Annotated in this window: 12 protein-coding genes; 8 read left to right on the forward strand and 4 right to left on the reverse strand. The window is 44.7% G+C overall.

Going from position 1 to position 18,144, the window contains the following annotated elements; translation table 11 throughout:
* Positions 1-48 precede the first annotated feature (48 nt).
* Together FKX85_RS19850 and FKX85_RS19855 are read left to right on the forward strand one after the other, a co-directional pair.
* Positions 49-3,531, forward strand: a complete 3,483-nt coding sequence (locus FKX85_RS19850; protein ID WP_141616375.1) for a CheR family methyltransferase — start codon at positions 49-51, stop codon at positions 3,529-3,531.
* 11 nt (positions 3,532-3,542) lie between these two features.
* Positions 3,543-3,989 (forward strand): response regulator, encoded by a 447-nt coding sequence (locus FKX85_RS19855; RefSeq protein ID WP_141616376.1) that lies wholly within the window; start codon positions 3,543-3,545, stop codon positions 3,987-3,989.
* A 122-nt stretch (positions 3,990-4,111) separates the two neighbouring features.
* On the opposite strand, the gene FKX85_RS19860 is transcribed toward FKX85_RS19855, so the two are convergent.
* Both FKX85_RS19860 and FKX85_RS21530 read right to left on the reverse strand, forming a co-directional pair.
* Positions 4,112-5,017, reverse strand: a complete 906-nt coding sequence (locus tag FKX85_RS19860) for an ArdC family protein (RefSeq protein ID WP_141616377.1) — start codon at positions 5,015-5,017, stop codon at positions 4,112-4,114.
* A gap of 331 nt (positions 5,018-5,348) precedes the next feature.
* Positions 5,349-5,507, reverse strand: coding sequence for a hypothetical protein (locus FKX85_RS21530; protein ID WP_168196301.1), 159 nt, complete (start codon positions 5,505-5,507; stop codon positions 5,349-5,351).
* A gap of 220 nt (positions 5,508-5,727) precedes the next feature.
* On the opposite strand from FKX85_RS21530, the gene FKX85_RS19865 reads away from it, so the two are divergent.
* From FKX85_RS19865 to FKX85_RS19890, 6 genes are all read left to right on the forward strand, one after another.
* Positions 5,728-6,294, forward strand: coding sequence for an RNA polymerase sigma factor (locus FKX85_RS19865; protein WP_141616378.1), 567 nt, complete (start codon positions 5,728-5,730; stop codon positions 6,292-6,294).
* 120 nt (positions 6,295-6,414) lie between these two features.
* Positions 6,415-7,539, forward strand: coding sequence for a FecR family protein (locus FKX85_RS19870; RefSeq protein WP_141616379.1), 1,125 nt, complete (start codon positions 6,415-6,417; stop codon positions 7,537-7,539).
* A gap of 255 nt (positions 7,540-7,794) precedes the next feature.
* Positions 7,795-11,211 (forward strand): SusC/RagA family TonB-linked outer membrane protein, encoded by a 3,417-nt coding sequence (locus FKX85_RS19875; protein ID WP_210416879.1) that lies wholly within the window; start codon positions 7,795-7,797, stop codon positions 11,209-11,211.
* Between the two features lie 11 nt (positions 11,212-11,222).
* Positions 11,223-12,797: a SusD/RagB family nutrient-binding outer membrane lipoprotein gene (locus tag FKX85_RS19880; RefSeq protein WP_141616380.1), complete on the forward strand. Its 1,575-nt coding sequence runs from the start codon at positions 11,223-11,225 to the stop codon at positions 12,795-12,797.
* A 73-nt stretch (positions 12,798-12,870) separates the two neighbouring features.
* Positions 12,871-14,190, forward strand: coding sequence for a purple acid phosphatase family protein (locus FKX85_RS19885; protein ID WP_141616381.1), 1,320 nt, complete (start codon positions 12,871-12,873; stop codon positions 14,188-14,190).
* A 17-nt stretch (positions 14,191-14,207) separates the two neighbouring features.
* Positions 14,208-15,800 carry a calcineurin-like phosphoesterase C-terminal domain-containing protein gene (locus FKX85_RS19890; RefSeq protein ID WP_141616382.1) on the forward strand — a complete coding sequence of 531 codons (1,593 nt, stop codon included), beginning with the start codon at positions 14,208-14,210 and terminating at the stop codon, positions 15,798-15,800.
* Between the two features lie 179 nt (positions 15,801-15,979).
* On the opposite strand, the gene FKX85_RS19895 is transcribed toward FKX85_RS19890, so the two are convergent.
* The gene (locus FKX85_RS19895; protein ID WP_141616383.1) at positions 15,980-17,464 is read right to left on the reverse strand and encodes a TlpA family protein disulfide reductase; all 1,485 of its coding nucleotides are present in this window, start codon (positions 17,462-17,464) and stop codon (positions 15,980-15,982) included.
* Positions 17,465-17,741: 277 nt separating this feature from the next.
* Entirely contained in the window at positions 17,742-18,023 is a 282-nt protein-coding gene (locus tag FKX85_RS19900; protein ID WP_210416880.1) for a hypothetical protein, read from the reverse strand.
* Positions 18,024-18,144: the final 121 nt, after the last annotated feature.

Consider the following 18,144-nt stretch of genomic DNA (forward strand, 5'->3'; position numbering starts at 1 on the left):
TTGCCCGGAGATGTCGGCTTGATCTCCAATATCCTAAATATTGTCCGAATGACAACAAAAAAGAGCAAATCAAAATCCGCCGTATCCGATTCCCAACCTGCATCCCAAGGCCAATTCCCTATTGTTGCCATTGGCTCATCAGCAGGCGGTTTGGAAGCGATGATGGAACTGTTAAAACACCTTCCTTCTGACACGGGCATGGCTTTTATTTATGTACAGCACCTCAGCCCCGACCACAAAAGTATGCTGACTGATATTTTATCGAAGAAGACCGTCATGAAAGTGCAGGAGATTGACGACATGGATAAAATCGAACCCGATAATGTTTTTGTCATTCCATACAACAAAGGAATTGAAGTAACAGATGGACATATAAAATTAATTCCCCGTTCGGAAAGCAGCTCGGCTATTTCCATTGATATTCTATTTTCCTCACTTGCCCAGGCGCAAAAAGAAAGAGTAATCGGTATTGTCCTGTCGGGCAATGCAAGCGATGGTACTCTTGGTCTGAAAGACATCAAGCATGAAGGCGGATTGACATTTGCTCAAGACGACACTGCAACCTTTACAAGCATGCCTCACTCAGCCATTTCCGCAGGAGTGGCAGACTATATTTTGTCACCAAAAGAGATTGCCCACGAGTTGGAAAGGCTAAGCAAGCATCCGTTTGTCAATAAAAATGCTTCAAATAATGTAAGTGAGGATTTAGTTGAGCCCGATATTCATCGGGACAATCCTGACTTAAAAAATATCTTCAATCAATTGCATAAAGCAACAGGTGTCGATTTCGGTGTGTATAAAATGAACACCATCAAGCGGCGTATCCTTCGCAGAATGCTGCTCTACAAAATATCTACCCTAAATGAGTATGCAAAACTGCTTCGCGAAAAAAACGAAGAAATCGATATTCTCTACCAGGATTTATTGATTAATGTCACGAGTTTTTTCCGAGACATCGACACGCACAAATATTTAGAAGAAAACCTTTTCCCAAAATTACTAAAAAGAAAAAAAGGGGGAGAAGTCCTTCGGATATGGGTACCTGCATGTGCAACGGGAGAAGAAGCCTATTCTATCGCCATGATGCTGCATGAGGTGAATGAAAACCAAACGACCAACACACCCATTCAGATTTTTGCAACGGATCTAAGCGAACAAGCAATAGACAAAGCGCGTATTGGTGTTTACTCCAAGCAGGAATTAGAAACCGTTTCACCAGCGCGCATCACACGTTTCTTTACAAAAACAGACGGCAAATTCCGCGTGAACAAAGTCATACGCAATATTTGTGTGTTTGCACCCCATAATATACTTCGGGACCCACCGTTTTCTCGTCTTGACTTTATAAGTTGCCGCAACCTCCTGATTTATTTTGATACTACAGCACAAAAAAAAGCATTAAACATCTTTCATTATGCTTTAAACAACGACGGATATTTAATACTTGGCAAATCGGAAAACATTGGTCAGTTAACCAACCTTTTTTCGAGTTCCAATAAAAAATATAAAATATTTTCACGCAAAACACGCTCAGGATCGCAGCGGCTGCCTGAATTTTCTCCCGAATTGACAAAACAACCGGTTTCTGAAAGAAATACCCCCGTAGCGAATCGAGATTTCATGCAAAAAGATAATTCTAAAAGTCTTGACAAGACCATTGATTCAGTGCTTGTTTCAGAGTTTATGCCTGCAAGTGTTGTGATCGATTATCAACATGAAATTATTCAATTTCGGGGAACAACCGATTTATTTCTTACGCACCCAAAAGGAAAAGCCACGTTTAATATTTTAAAAATGGCACGGCCCGAAATTGGGTTTGAATTGCGCAATGCTATTTCAAAAGTCATTAAATCGAAAGAACGAATTCGCATAGGGGAAATCGAAATGAAAGTAGATTCCAAAATAAGAATTGTGAGTTTTGAAATCGTTCCGCTTGAAATAGAATGGGACGAGCCCTTGCTCCTGATTGTTTTTACCGAACACGAACAAACCGAAATATATGCCGATCTGGTGAAGAGTGGAAAAAATGATTCTCCAACAAAAGATCGAAGGATACAAAAGTTAGAACGGCAATTGGCAACAGCACATACCGATTCGCTTTTTGCCTCACTTGAGCATGAGGCCTTTGCCGAAGAGTTGCAAAGCGCCAACGAAGAAGTGGTTTCGAGCAACGAAGAACTGCAAACTGTCAATGAAGAATTAGAAACGTCAAAAGAAGAAATAGAATCTACCAACGAAGAACTAACCACCACCAATCAGGAATTGCAAACGCGCATCGACCTGCTCAATGAATCGTATGAATATTCCGAGGCCATTGTTTCCACCATGCATGACCCCATGCTTGTTTTAGGGAAAGACTTTCGGGTAAAATCTGCCAACAAAAAATTCTACAAAACATTCGGCTTTAACGAAGAACAAACCGAGGGAGTGCCTTTATTTGATTTGGGAAACAAACAATGGGATATTCCCGCACTGCGCGAATTACTTGAAGACATTATCCCAAAAAATACGCAAATCTATAATTTCGAAGTAAAACAAACCTTCGCAAGCTTAGGCGAAAAAATAATGTCCCTCAACGCAAGCCGTATTGTTCAGAAAACACATCGTGAACAACTAATCCTGCTTATCATCTCTGACATTACGGAAGTAAGACGCCTGATCGTAGAAAAAGAACAGAGAGAAAAAAAATTACTTAAGAAAGAAATTAGGGAACGAAAAGCCGAAAAATCAAGATTAGAACAAGCCGTTAACAAAAGAACGCAGGAATTAAAAGAAGCCAATGAATCGCTTGTCAATAAAAACAAAGAACTTAAAGCTTTTACCTATGTTTCAAGCCACGATTTACAAGAGCCGCTTCGCAAATTGCAAACCTTTGCAGGAATTATTTCAGAAAGAGAAGAACAACATTTATCTGATAAAGGCAAAAATTATTTCCGTCTTATCCAACAGGAAACGGAACGAATGCGGCAACTCATCCAGGATCTACTGGGCTTCTCAAGTCTCAGTGCCGGCGAGCGAAAATTTAAAACCATTGACCTCAACATCATTATAGATGAAGCAATAGAGGATTTCAAAGAAGCAATTACTGAAAAAAATGCCATTATAGAATTTAACGAAACCTGCGAGGTCCTTATCATTCCTTTTCAGTTTCGACAGCTAATGCACAACCTTATTGGCAACGCACTCAAGTATTCCAATCCGGAAACAACACCTCTTATAAAGATATCGAGCCACATTGTTGCGTATGAAAAACTAGACATTAAGGAACTTCCTCCCCAAAAAGAGTATTGCCAGATCACCATTAGCGACAACGGGATCGGTTTTGAACAAAAATTTAGCAATAAAATATTTGAAGTATTGCAAAAACTTCATGGTAAAGAGGAATATCCCGGCACAGGCATCGGTCTTGCTATTGTCAAAAAGATAGTTGACAATCACAATGGCATTATTACTGCAACTAGTGAACTGAATAAAGGAGCTATTTTTACTATATACCTGCCGACCAGTCAGGTATCCATCTTTCACAATTAAGATAACCCGCTATGAAAAACACACCACTTCACATTCTACTAGCCGAAGACGATGTAAGCGACCGACTTCTTTTCACCGAGGCAATTTCAGAACTAAAGATTAACACCATTGTTGGCACGGTAAATGACGGAATGCAACTCATGGAACGGCTCAAGATGGAGAGCATTCGTTTACCTGATCTGCTTTTCCTTGATCTTAACATGCCGCGCAAAAATGGATTGGAATGTTTGAAAGAAATCAGAAAAAATGAAAAACTAAAACACATTTCCATAGCCATTTATTCAACATCAGACAATGAAAATGACATGGATGAAACATTTCGTAATGGCGCAAACGTGTACATAACCAAACCCAATAATTTTAATACGCTCAAAGAGGTTTTAGAAAAAGCAATAATGACGACATATCAATATCAAGACGAGTTAATGAAAAGGGAACTTTTTCTATTACGGGTTTAATAAAGGTTAAATGTGACACGACTGCACTGCGGTCATTTGGGAATCCAATACCCGTCTCCCCAACATTGGTCAAAGAACGCCGAATGCACGATGACCAAAAAAGGGGCTTCCCCCTTTTCCCTTTAGGCCATTTTCCCGGTCAGGTAATCCACCGCTTTCTGTGCCTTTCCGGCAGCTTCGACCAGTAGCCGTTTGTCGTTTTTAAGCTGCCCCAGCCAATGTTTTATATAGGCCGAGGAATTCTCCTGTTGGTCCTTCTCCCAGATGCAGCATAGATTGCTCAGGTAGCTGGCTCCCATTTCAGCGGTCAGCTCTTCCCTGCTATAAGAATTCTTATCCTTACCGGATGTACCCCATAGCTCTTTTCGGTTAAGTCTTTTCTGGTGCCCAGTTCCGTGAACGACCTCGTGGTACAAGCACTGGTAATAATGTTTTTCACTTCTGAACAGCTCTTTTGCCGGCATATTGATATAATCCTTTGCCGGATGGTAATAGGCCTGCGCTTCCCCATGCCTTATCTCAGGAAGGTCCGGGGCATTTCCCAACAGTTCCTCACAGGCCTTTATGGTTTGGAAAGGTGCTTTCTCACCGGATTCCGGCATGACCCATTTCACCCCTTCGATATCCTCGATATTGAACACATTGTAATATTTAAGAAATGCCTTTCTGTCAACAGTCCCCTTGGGCAGCTTCCGTGCCTCTGCCTCGGACAGTTTTTTACCGCTTTCCTTATGGCGGTAGACAACGTTCCAATAGACCACTGGAACCGACTTGGCCCCTTTCCTGATCTTTGCCCCATAACCTTCGGCCTGTTTGAAGGTAAGGTAATACGGATAGGCATGGCCACAGCTGAGCAATAACCACAGGTTGATGCCCTTATAGACCTTTCCTGAATGGAAATTTTTGGGCAGTCCCATCACCGCCCAGGGCTGTTTCCATGGGATAATACCCCTTTCAAGGCTGGCCATGATCCTTTCGTTGACCACCTGGTAAACATCTTTGCGGGAATTTTTTCTTTGTCGCTTCATAACACAAACGTTTTAGAGTGAATGATTTTAATTATGAAGCTTCCCCAGGCTGCAGGGGACATTAAAGGCAAGGAGGATCGGAATAAAAAGCGGGGAAAACAGTAATGGCTTTATGCCGAAGTTCCTTGCCCTGTATGGGAACTGGCTGACTAACTTTGCGGGATAATTGAATAAGAACCAACCAAGACCGATTTAATGTTTTTTTTCAATAAATTCAGAAGACCATTAATTTTACGGTGATTAGGAATTAAGATAATTCCGGGAATTTTCGTTACCTGAAAACTGTGTTCCACACATGTCCTTTGTAACAAAATCAGATAATCGCCCTCCATCAACTTTCATCAACCACCAAATACTGGCATAAAACAAAGTAGCTACCTTTTTTTTGGATAATAAACTTAGCCAGTCCCGGACTGTCCATCATCCGTTCGAGTTCGGACTCGACAAGTTCGTCGATCGCTGACTTGATCCTTTTGTAGTTGTCCATCATCTTCTTTTCCCCCAGCTTTCTGCAGGCAGGTATTTCCCGGTATCCGTCCTTTTCCCTTTTTATCCCGTCATGAAAGTTGATGATCTTTACAAGATATTTTTAGGACAATAGTGAAGGTTTATCATTCTTAAAAACTTTAAGACCAGGTTACAATTAACAAACAGGTAATGACCGTAAAACAATATTTTTTGATTTCCGGGCTAAATTTGGGCCATAACAAATGGAACAGCCCGAAAAAAACATCGATAAACAGTTGGTTTCACTGCTCAAACAGGGAAATCATCTGGCCTTTCAACAAATCTATGAACGTCATTGGGAGCAGTTGTACCAATCGGTGCATAATGTCCTCCATGACCAAGCCCTGACAGAGGATGTCCTCCATGAAGTGTTTACCGACCTTTGGTGGAGAAGGGAAAATTGGGAAATCAGGAATTTAAAACAATATTTGGCTAGGGCTGTTCGGAACGGTGCCTTGCTCAAGCTCCGCAACAATCGCTGGGTCTCCATCTCCCCACAATTTTTAACAGGTCTGTCCACAGAACCCGAAGTGGAGCTGGACCTTGACCACAGGGAACTCTCAACGGTCATTGAAACGGCCATCAATGACCTTCCCGAACGGTGCAGGATTATTTTTCAGATGAGCCGCTTTGAGCATTATTCCATTCCTGAAATTGCCCAACACTTCAATATTTCCCACCGTACGGTGGAAAACCAGCTACACCGCGCCCTTAAGTATCTCAAGACCATATTGGGAGCAGTTATATTTCAGTTTATCCTTCCTCTTTGAGCCTTCCTGTTATATCAAATCATTTCCCCTAGGTTATCAGTTTGTTAAACCCATCCTTTTAAGGGAATTCGCGTGTGCGTATCCTGGAGGTTATGCACCTTATCTGTATAACGGAAAAAAATGTCAGAGAAAAAGCTATACCGGTTATTGGATAAAATGGATAAGGGAACTTGCTCGGAAGAGGAAAAACAACTCCTTTATCGGTTCTACCAAAAATTTCAACATACCAATACCCTGGAATCCTGGACTAATTCCAACGTGGAGGAATCAAAGAAAAGACTTTGGAACCGGATCCACGGATCGATTGGCAAACCGCAAAAATCAGGGATACAAAAAGTGGTTTGGAAAAGGATTGTTGTTGCGGCGGCGATGATGGTAGGGATATCACTTCTGGGACTTTTTCTGATCCGTACCATGGAACCTGATCCCGCCAGGAAAGACCAAATAACCCTTGAATTACCAGATGGAACGGTAAAGATCCTGAATTCAGGAAAATTCCAATCAATATATGACCATAAGGGAAATAAAATCGGAAATCAGCTTGGCAACCAAGTGGTCTTCTCCCCTTCTATGGCCATTGATAATGAAGCCTTTCAAACCGTTCATGTCCCATACGGTAAGAAATTTGCCATTTCCCTTCCTGATGGTTCCAAGGTCAACTTGAACACGGGTTCCTCATTGACCTTTCCGGTTAACTTCGTGAAGGGAAATAAAAGACAGGTTTCACTTACCGGCGAGGCCTATTTAAAAGTGGCAAAGGACACTGTTCATCCATTTATACTCACGGCAAACGAATTATCAGTAGAAGTTTTGGGCACGGAATTCAATATCCATGCCTACGGTGAGGACCAATTTTCAGAAGTTGTCCTTGTTGAAGGTTCCGTCCAGCTTGCCAGCATCGAACATAAAGGGATGGATCCTTCCAGCCTACGCCTGCTGCCGGGCAACAAGGCAAGGTTCCAGCGGAGTACCCATGGGCTTTCGCAAGAATCCGTTTCCACGGAAATATATACCGCCTGGATGGACGACGAATTGGTATTCCGAAACATGAGCTTTGACAATATCCTTAAAAAACTGGAGCGGCAATATGATGTTGAGATCACCAACCAAAACCATGCCCTTTCGGAGGAAAAATTCCAGGCAAGTTTTGGAAAAAAGCCCCCCATCGAAACAGTCTTCGAAGAGCTTGGCTTGGTTTACAACATCAACTATGAAATCAAAGGGAATAAAATAACGATCCATTAACCTTTTAACCAACCTGCCCATGTACTAAAATAGACCTCAACACCTCAAAGACCACTTTCCATGCGAGAGTTCGCAGGATAAAAAAACGGAAAATGCAGCCACATTTTCCGTTGGATTAGTGTGGTCAACCTTTACAGATCAATCACAGTTTTCTAAAACAAAAGTATGAAAAATCTTCTGAACATTTCAAGAAGCAGGCCCCTATTGTCGAGCGTTTGCCTCAGACTAACTTTAGGTAGCCTGATCTTCATGTCCATGCTTACCACTCTCCAGGCCAGGGAAAAACTGGAAATGAAACAAACCTTGACCTTAAATTTCAAGGAAATCCCCCTCTCCCGGTTCATCGATGAAGTAGAAAAGTCCTCGGACTACCGGTTCATTTTCAAATTGGATGATGTTGACCTGGACCACTCCTTTGATTTGAAGGTGGTGGAACAGCCTATCGAGACAATCTTGGACCTTGCCCTCAGCAACACTGGCCTGGCATATAAGGTCTTGGACTACAGGATCTACCTTACCGTTAAAGATACTGTTTCCCCTTCCAATACGGGAATTGCCCCAATAGGTAACCCGGTTACCGTTTCCGGTACGGTAACCGATGAAAATGGCCAGGCCCTTTTCGGGGCAATTGTAGTTGAAAAAGGGACTACCAATGGTGTAACCACAAATTACGAGGGGGAGTTCACCTTGAACGTTTCCTCCCCGGAAGTGACCTTGGCCATCAGTTACATCGGCTTTTTGTCACAAGAAATCCCGCTAAATGGGAGAAAAACACTAAGGGTAAGCCTGCAGGAGGAAGTTGCCGGCCTGGATGAAGTCGTCGTTACGGCCTTTGGCCTCAAACAGGACAAAAAGGCACTGGGATACACTTCCCAGGACCTTGATCCGAAAGAGCTCTCCCAATCCAGGGAAACAAATTTTGTCAACGGGCTTTCAGGAAAGGTTGCCGGTGTCAATATCACCAATAGTCCCTCCGGGATAGGCGGCTCCTCATTGATTACGATCAGGGGGACTTCTTCATTGGACCTGAGCAAGAATTCACCCTTGTTTGTCGTGGACGGGACTCCTGTCAGCAATGGCTTTTTCTCTCCCCGTGGTGATGGCACCAGGGACGTGGACTACGGCAATGATGCCGGGGAGATCAATCCCCAGAACATCGCTTCCATCAATGTGCTCAAAGGGCCGGCTGCCGCTGCCCTCTACGGCTCCCGCGCCGCCAACGGTGCCATCATCATCACCACCAAAAAAGGGGACACTGACGGATTGCTCAAGGTCAGCCTCAACTCCAGTGTCGGCGTGGAGACCTTGTTGACCATGCCGGAATGGCAAAATGAATATGGACAGGGCAACAACCAGGAATTCACCTTTGTGGATGGCTCGGGAAGTGGCACCAATGACGGATTGGACGAAAGCTGGGGCCCCAGGCTGGATGCCGGCCTGATGGTCCCCCAATTTGATTCTCCAAGGACTGATGGGACCCGTGGTGGAGACGTGGATGTCAGTAATGCTGATATTGTCCCCACCCCTTGGATATCCCATCCGGACAATGTCAGGGATTTCTTTCAGACAGGACTGGTGCTGAACAACGGCATAGCAGTATCCAAAGGAGGAAAGTTCGGCAGTTTTAGGTTGGCCTACCAAAACCTGGACCAAAAGGGCATTGTCCCCTATACGGATCTTAAAAGGAACAACATCAACCTCTCGGCCAGCCTGGACCTGGCAAAAGGATTGAAATTGAACACCCGTATCAACTACCTGAAACAGGATAGCGATAACAGGCCATCGGTGAGTTATGGTACCGAGAACATCATGTACCTATGGGTATGGTACGGAAGACAGATCAACACGGCAAGCCTGAAAAATTACTGGCAGGAAGGATTGGAAGGATCCCAGCAGTTCAACTACAATTACAACTACCATGACAATGCCTATTTCAACGTATATGAAAATACCAATACCCAGGACAAGGACAGACTATATGGCAACATCAACCTTTCCTACGATTTTTTGGACCACTTTACGGTCATGCTGCGAACGGGAAGGGATTTTTACCGGGACCTGCGTACCAAAAGAAGGGCCTTCAGCACCCAGCGTTTCCCAAGGGGCTATTATAGGGAAGATGATATTTTCTACGAGGAGATCAACACGGACTTTTTGGTGTCCTACCAAAACTCCTTCAATGGTATTTGGAAAGTAGACCTTTCGGTAGGCGGAAACCGGCTGGACCAACAAAGAACCTATAACCGGACGATGGCCGATGAGCTGATCAACCCGGGCGTCTATTCCTTCAACAATGCCCGGTCCCAGTTAAAAGTGGTGGAAAGCGACCAGGACAGGCGCGTAAACAGCCTTTATGGCTTTGGTAGGTTTTCCTATGATGAAAAACTGTTTTTGGAGCTTTCAGCAAGAAATGATTGGTCGAGCACCTTGCCAAGCAACAACAACTCCTACTTTTACCCATCCGCGAATTTGAGCATGCTGTTGGACCGATACCTGAAGCTACCGGAGGCCATTTCCTTCGCACAAATCAGGACTGCCTTCGCTGCTGTCGGCAACGACACGGATCCTTACCGCAACGGTCAACCGGTATACAATAACGGAGGCACCTATGCAGGGTATCCCATACTGAGTGAATCCTCCACCATTACCAATGCCAACTTAAAGCCGGAAAATACTTCATCCTTTGAGATAGGTGCGGATATCAGGTTTTTCGATGATGCCCTGGGACTGGATATTGCTGTGTATAAGAACATCACCACCAATCAAATCCTAAATGTACCTTCGGATATTGCCAGTGGCTATAGCAACCGTGCCATCAACCTGGGCAAGGTCGAAAACAGGGGCGTCGAACTGATCTTGAATGCAAGGCCAATTTATAAGCAACATTTCAAATGGAACGTAACGGCCAATTACTCCAGTAACAGGAGCAAGGTAAGTGACCTGAGCGGTATTGATTATACCATTGTAGAGAACAAGGCCTTTATACAGGCCAGAGAGGGAGGTTCCATCAGTGCCATGTACGGAAGAGGATTCCAACGGGTCGATGACCATTCCAGCCCATATCATGGCCAGATCATTTACGACTCCAGTGGAGCCCCTCTCCGTACCGATGGCTTGGAATACCAAGGTGACTATGCACCGGATTTTATGCTGGGAATCCAAAACCAATTTAGGATCAACAATTTTGATATCGGCTTTTTGTTCGATATCCGCAAGGGGGGAATGATTGTTTCGCGTACCAAGGTGGTCGGCAGCCTTGCCGGACAGCTAAAGGAAACACTCGTTGGAAGGGAAGAAGGCCTTATTGGTGAAGGAGTAGTGGAAACCTCACCGGGTGTTTATGCGCCCAATGAAACGAAGGTAAGCGCCAGGACCTATTACCATAACTATTACAAAAGTGATAATGTAGAGGCTTCGAAGTACGATGCGTCCTATATCAAACTTCGGGAAGTTGGTATTGGCTACACCCTTCCTTCCTCCATCAGTGAGAAATTCTCGCTGGACAATGTAAGGGTTTCCCTGACAGGAAGGAATTTGGCCCTATGGACAGAAAACCCCCACTTCGACCCGGAAACCCTCTCTGTAGAAGGCGGCACGCTCAATCCGGGATATGAATACATGTCCCTTCCCAGCACAAGGTCCTTCACCGTTAATATCAACATCAACTTTTAACCGACACAGAAATGTACCTTAACCGTTTAAATCGCACTTATACTTTGGCCATTTGCCTGCTTGGCATTTCGTGTACTGCAGACTTTGAAGATATCAACACCGACAGCAAAAGACCGGTGGCCACCACGCCCGACCTGCTCCTTCCGGGGATCATCAAGTCCACGGCCAGTGCCTGGGGGGCACGTGGCGGAGAAGAGGGACTGGTCGTTACCCAACATGCCGGTGAAATCCAATCCACCAATGATGACACCTACCGGTGGAACCCAAATCCCCAACCCTATACCGAAGGGTACAATACCCTTAGGGACGTCTACAACCTTATCGAAGTATCCAAAGATGCCGAGGGACTTTCCGGTTATTATGGAATCGGCCTGGTCCTGAGATGCTGGAACTACCAATTCATAACAGATACCTATGGGGACATCCCCTATTTGGAAGCAGTCCAGGGGAAGACAGAGGGAAACTTTTTCCCTGCCTTTACGCCACAAGCAGAAATTTACCAGGGCATGATCGATGATTTGGTTTTGGCCAACCAGGTCCTGTCCCGCGATGGGATCAGCATTTCCGGGGACATCCTTTATGCCGGAGACCTTGAGAAATGGAGGAAATTCACCAATTCCCTAAGGTTAAGGCTATTGATGCGCATTTCCGATGTGGACCCGGAAACTGCCCAAGCAGGTATCCGTGAAATCGTGGGCAACCCTGAAAGCTTTCCCGTCTTTGAAAGTAACGAAGATATGGCCACGCTACAACATGATATCGAAAACCCGCCAAGCCGCTATACCACCAGGGTCGGTTCCTTTGACTCCTATCGGCTGAGCAGGACATTGGAACAACGGCTAAAGGCCATGACCGACCCCCGTTTAAAGGTGTTCGCCCAACCCATCTCCGCCTCGGGTAAAAACATTTATTCCGAAGATTGGGATGATTATGCGGGAATCCAGAATGGGCTTAGCGCCGAAGACTCCGAAGGCTACAGTCCAACCGGTGATCCGGCAAAATCGGGATCCAATTTCATTTCACGTCTGGGTATTCTCTATGCTTGCCAAGAGTGTAATCCCCTATCCTCGCCCCTGGCCGCCCAGACGGTAATCATGACTTACTCGGAAGTGGAATTCCTCCTTGCAGAGGCCATCCAGCGGAACATCCTCCCTTCGGGCAATGCCGAGGAACATTACAAAAATGGTATTAAGGGATCATTTGACTATTATGCTGACAGGACTACCGTTGGCGGTTGGGACGATATCACCAACGCTTTGAAGTCCTTGGATATGGACAATTATTTTTCCCAGGAAAATGTTGCTTTTTCAGGTAACCCAACCGGGGATCTTCAGAAAATATACCTGCAAAAGTGGATCTCCCAGTTCTATACAGGCATGGAGGCGTGGTCGCAATGGAGAAGGACGAGCCAGCCTGAGGTCATACCTGGACCCGACGCGGCCAACGACCAAAAGGTGCCCGTCAGGTTCCTTTTTCCCAACGAAATCAAGGCCACCAATAGTCAACATTACGAGAGTGCAGTATTAAATATGGGCGGTGATTACCTTACCACACGTCTGTGGTGGGACATCGCCGATAACCAGTGATCATTTCAAACAATACTAATTTACATATGGGCGTAGCAGGTGTTGCTATGCCCATTTTCCAACCATTGAACACATGAAATTACCTTATGTTATTATTGCCTTTCTGTTTTGGCTTAGCTACACCGACACCCATGGGCAAGGCAAGGCTCCTGAACACCTCATCCTTACCCCTTATGATGATCCTGCACGTTCCCAGGCCATCACATGGCGAACCTCAGTTCCCGTTGAAAACCCTGTTGTAGAGATCATCCAGGCCACTGCGGCTCCCTATGATACGGTTGGGCTCAGGTGCATCAAAGCCCTCTCCCATCAAGTAGCGGGCAGTGATGGTCAAATGCATTATTACCATTCCGCCGAGATTGACAATCTTTCCCCCGGGGTGCTTTACCGGTATCGTGCCGGAACAGCACCTGGTCTTTGGAGCCCTTGGAACCAGTTCCAGACCGTGGTTAAGGATGACCCAACACTTGAGTTCATCTATTTGGGCGATATCCAGAACGACATCCTTTCCTGGGGAACCCGTACGATATGGGCCGGCCACCGCAAGGCACCAGGTGCAGACTTTATGCTTTTTGCCGGAGATTGTGTGGACAACGGCCACAACGACGGACAATGGACAGAGTGGTTTGGGGCACTGGGCAGGGTTGGCGAAACCATGAACATTGTCCCGGTAACCGGCAACCATGAATACGACCGCATGGAAGAAGCCAAGGATGAAAAAACCCTGTCCACGTTTTGGCAAGCGCAGTTCGCCCTGCCCGAAAATGGAGTGGGCCATCTTTCAGAAAGTGTTTATTTCATTGACTATCCCGCCATGCGGCTGATCGTGCTCAACAGCATGGTCGCCCTGTCTTCAGAAGAGGAGTTGAAGCTACAGACTGAATGGCTTGAAAGGACACTTGCCGGCAATGACAAAAAGTGGACCGTGGTCACCTTTCACCACCCCCTATTCAGTGCCCGGGACGGAAGGTATGGCGACTATCCAGCCCTTCGGAAATATTGGAAGCCCTTATTTGAAAAGTACCGTGCTGACCTTGTCCTGACCGGACACGACCATATGTACGGGAGGTCCGCCAATCAAATGGAATCAAAAACCCTTGGTGAAAATGAAACAGGCCCTGTTTACGTGGTTTCTGTGGCAGGCCCCAAAATGTATGGACTAAAGGAAGAGAAAAGGTGGATGGACCGGGCAGCTGTAAATGCGCAGCTGTACCAAATCATTACCATTGACGGGGACAAACTGGCGTACCGTGCCTATACGGCGACCAATAGGCTTTATGATTCCTTTGACCTAGTAAAACAAGAACAACGGTTCAATCGCATTGATGAGCATATTTCATTTGATTTACCCTCAGAGCACCGCTTTCCCAATGGAAGGTATACCAACAAATAGCATTAAACAACAACGACATGTATATGATCAAACCAATGATTTGTGCCTTTACATTCTTGATGGTACTGGCAACGCCATTCCCCTTTAAAGCCTATGCGCAGGATAAGGTGTCCGGCTATGTATTTGAAGACCTGGACCGAAACGGTAAAAGGGGACAAAACGAAAAGGGATTGGCCGCGGTCAGTGTCACCAATGGCCAAGAAGTTTCGCAAACTGATGAAACCGGAAAATATATACTTCCCGCATCCAATGATATGATCGTATCGGTCATCAAACCCTCAGGATTCGCCGTACCTGTAAACGATCATTTCCAACCCCAATTCTATTATATCCATAAACCAGGTGGATCGCCGGAAACCGGTGAAAAGGGTGTTGCCCCCACAGGTGATCTGCCCACATCAGTGGACTTCCCGCTTATCTCCCAAAAAGAGGAAAGTGATTTTTCGGTATTGGTATTTGGTGATCCTCAGGCAGATGATCTCGTCAATGCCGGTTACTTCGAAAAGGCCATCGTCGATGAAGTCATTGGCGGAAGGGGAGCTGCTTTTGGTATAAGCTTGGGGGATCTCGGGGCACGCCATTTGTTTCCTAAATACATCGCAAGCATTGGCAAAATAGGCATCCCTTGGTACAATATATTGGGAAACCATGACATGAATCCTGGCGATACAGATAAGCTGACCGACGAAACCTACGAGGCCAGTTTTGGTCCTGCCAACTACGCCTTCAATTATGGCAATGCCCATTTTATCGTGCTGGACGATGTCATCTCTCCCGATCCAAATGGAAGAAGAAGCTATATCGGAGGATTTCGGGATGACATACTCACCTTTGTCAAAAATGACCTGAAATATGTCCCCAAAGACAAGTTGGTTGTACTGGCCTTTCATATCCCCATCTATGAATTTGAAAAGGGGCCCGACCAGTTTATCCAAGGCGATCGTGAAAAGCTTTTTGGGCTGCTCCAAGGGTATGACCATTCGCTTTCCCTTTCCGGACATACCCACTCGGAAAACCATCACTTTTTCACCCCTGAAGAGGGCTGGCCCAATGCAGGTTTTCACCACCATTACAATCCCGGCGCCACCTCTGGCTCAATTTATATTGGGCCAAAGGACAGCTATGGCACTCCCTCAAGTATCATGCGCGATGGCACACCAAAAGGATATGCCTTCCTCAACATCACAGCAAATAGCTATAGCTATGAGTATATGCCATCTGGGAACAATAATTGGAAAATGAGTGTCCATCTTCCCAAAATAGTACCCCAGACCAAAAAATACCGTGGCGAGGTATCGGTCAATTTCTTTCAGGGCAGCCCAAGGGACAGTATCAAGTACCGGATAGATGAAGGAGAATGGAAAACGCTTGAACGAAGCCCTGAATACGACAAGTTCCTTTTGGACATCCATTATGAATGGGACCATGCCGAAGAACTTCCCTGGGGGATCAGGCCTTCTACCCCATTGATTTCCTCGCATATCTGGAGGGGAAGAATGCCGTCTGACCTGCCTTTGGGCGATCATACCTTGGAGGTCATGGCCACCGATTGGCTCGGCAGGACCTATCGTTCTTCCAGGACCTTCAAAATTGTTCCTGACCATAAATAACCGGTTCCTAAGATTGTATCCAAAGGAAATGCGGTAATGGGCTATTATACATTAAGTTTTGTACAAGGGGCAACATCCGTGTATTTGCCCCTTTTCTTTTTCTCAGCAGCCTATTTCCTTCATCGCACCTCGGTTGTTGGGATGTTTTTGAGATCCTCCCCAAAATAAATTTCTACACTTTAATTGTCCTTTAACTGTTTTTCCAACGTTTGAATATCAGAGGGAGGACCCGCATATTTTTCAATCACATTTCCATTCCCGTCAGTCAAAATATGCCAAGGGATTCCAAAAGTGTCCTTTCCTCTTAAGCGCCTCAAATCTTTATAAAGTTCTTTACTGGCCTTAAGGTGATATCCCTCCAATTGATAATATTTTATCATTTCCTTCCACTTTTCTACTTTATCATCTTTATCGACAGAAATATAAAGCATAGTGGTATTTTCATTGTTCAATAGATCATATAATCTGCCATTGTGCTTGAATTCCTGTTTGCACGGCCCACACCACGTGGCCCATATATCAACATAAACTTTTTGGGAATTTATGGATTTCACGGCTTCTTTAAGCGAATTTATATTGTCTGCATCTTCCAGGATATGGGTATTCTCATTTAACGCTTCATCCTGCTTTCGGTGAAAAGCAATGATGGGTATAATTTCCGATTCTATATAGGGTATATATTCACTGGATTGATTTTCTTTTTCAAATTGTTCAAAGATCGTAACCAGTTCTTTTTCATAGTTTTTGTTGATTGCTTCCAAATAAATATATGCAGCGCAATAATACTCAAGTTGCTTTCCGGTCAAATACTTTTTGGCCAAATCAATGTGACGGGTGTGAATCAACCCTTGTTTTCTGGTTTCAGACAACTCCTCAGGTTCCACGTGCCCATCAACAAAATCCTTATACCATAGATATGATTTCACGTAATAAAAAAACCATGGTGAACGCATTAAATTTGGATCGGTAACGGGAAATTCTTTAAAAGTGTCCCCCCATAATCGGGTATATTCCTCTTCGGTTAATATATTTTTATTACGCTCGCTCAATAGATAGTTCATTAAAGCGATACTCGCTCGGGCCCCAGCATAAAAATAATCCTGATCAGCGATCACCAACTCATGGAATCTTTTTGAGATTATGCCTGCATCCAGTAAACTATCGTACTTTGCAACATTCCTTAATCTGCTTTTTCCAATGCCCTTCTTAATTTCACCGGGTACGGAATCCTCACTGTAATTCCTGGCTTCCAACTCAAAGTGACCTGACAACATACTTCGGTTGGGATTCTGATTATATAATTCCTGCCCTTTACTGTTCTTTGATCCAACGGTAAATCGGGTATTTTCCTTCTCCTGCTTGATTTGGACATTATAGTGCATCCCTGGCTCTGCAATTATGGTTCCATATGGCTTATGGCCATTTGATAATTCTATAAAACTTGCTTTGTCCAGCGATAGGGATATTTTGAAATGACCTAGTGAATCAGGTTGGACGGAATTCTCAAATCCGAAGTAGGTAATCCCGTTCAAGGGAACAGTGTATTCAATCCTCCCTGGTACGGTACCCGTAATCATTCCCTCTATGGTCATTTTTTGGTCATTCTCTTTCTGGCAACTACAGCCCAATAGTATTAGGGATACAAAAATCAGGAATTGTTTCATAATTTTTAAAGTTCATCCGGCCCTTACCAAGTATACAACTTTGCAGATAAGCATTAAAGTCACAGTGATTTTGACCTTTTCTTATAAGTTATCGGCTGACTATCCACTCTAACCTTGTCCTGTCACTAGCGCTGGGGTTTATGGTCGATTAGTGATCAAGAGCACTATTTGGTAAAACACCTGTCTGTCCAATCCAAGGTAGCAATTTGCAACAAATTAAGAAACTAAGGTTAGGAAAAGAAAAAACACCTTCAATTCAGTTGAAGGTGCTTATCATTTAAAAAACTACAAAATTCCTACATCCTTTCCCCTTTTTTGGTTCCTTAGGGGTGTTCTTCACCTTTGGGGCCTGTTGCTTTTCTTCCTGCTGGTCCTGCTTCACCTCCTTTCCCTGATCCTTGCCCAATTTAAGGTCATTGGTCTTGACCATCTTCATTTCGACATCATAGACATTGACCGATTTGAACTTGGGATTGGCCGAAACGTACATGATCTCTTCTTTGCCGCCCTTTTCCATGGTCACCGGATAGACATTGCCTTTTTCGAAGGCCTTGAGCATCCATTCGCTCTTGGTGGGGTCCTGTAGTTCTTTGATGGGCAGTTTGGAAAGTGCTTCCTTGCTGTCAAAGCCATAGTTCTTTGGGTGCTTTATCTTCTATTTTGGCCATGATCTGTCCATG

This window comes from Echinicola soli, from assembly GCF_006575665.1.
Classification (GTDB): Bacteria; Bacteroidota; Bacteroidia; order Cytophagales; family Cyclobacteriaceae; genus Echinicola; species Echinicola soli.